The 619-nt window shown below is 56.4% G+C and carries 1 protein-coding gene; it reads left to right on the plus strand.

Annotation, left to right across the window (positions count from 1 at the left end; translation table 11 throughout):
- Nucleotides 1–68: 68 nt before the first annotated feature.
- Nucleotides 69–473 carry an SseB family protein gene (locus JSS27_05910; GenBank protein ID MBS0208472.1) on the plus strand — a complete coding sequence of 135 codons (405 nt, stop codon included), beginning with the start codon at nt 69–71 and terminating at the stop codon, nt 471–473.
- Nucleotides 474–619: the final 146 nt, after the last annotated feature.

Below are 619 nucleotides of genomic sequence, written 5' to 3' on the forward strand. Positions count from 1 at the left end.
TCCCAAAGTCAATAACAGGCTCTATGCGAGTCTAGGTGGCCTTCCGGCAGAATGTTGGTCGCACAACAATGACCGCTGATTTTGATCCTCTGAACGAATTAGAGAACGCACTGGTCGCCGCTCAAGAAGGCAGGCTCCCAGTCGTATCGTTCATCGACAAACTGCTGGCTTCAAAGGTCGCATTGCTGCTACAGAATGATCCTGGCCCAACGTGGGATAACAGCACCGCACCCTTGATCCTGACGAACGACGCAGGACATCCTGTGATAGCCGTATTTACTGCGCTGGAACGATCCCTCGAATGGACCAAACGGGAACCAAAGTTCACGTTCGCCTTACTGACAGACTTTGTCTGGGTCCTGCGCGGTATATCGGCAGGCGTGGGCTTGGTGTTGAACCCTGGGCTGCCGACGGGGCTTGAAATGCCCGCGTCTGGCGTTGCTCAATTGAAAGTTCGAGCACAAGGGAGCTGAGTCTCGACAAGTCCCTGCGGTGACATCGACCCAAGCTGCGGCGGGCAGGTAGTAACTGGCGACGCAAGAATCAGAGGGCTGAAGGCCCGACCCGTTTCCGCGCGGATGTCCCAGAAGGATGGGGCGGGCTTTCAGCCCTGCAATCA

The organism is Planctomycetota bacterium, from assembly GCA_018242585.1.
Lineage (GTDB): Bacteria > Planctomycetota > Planctomycetia > Pirellulales > PNKZ01 > JAFEBQ01.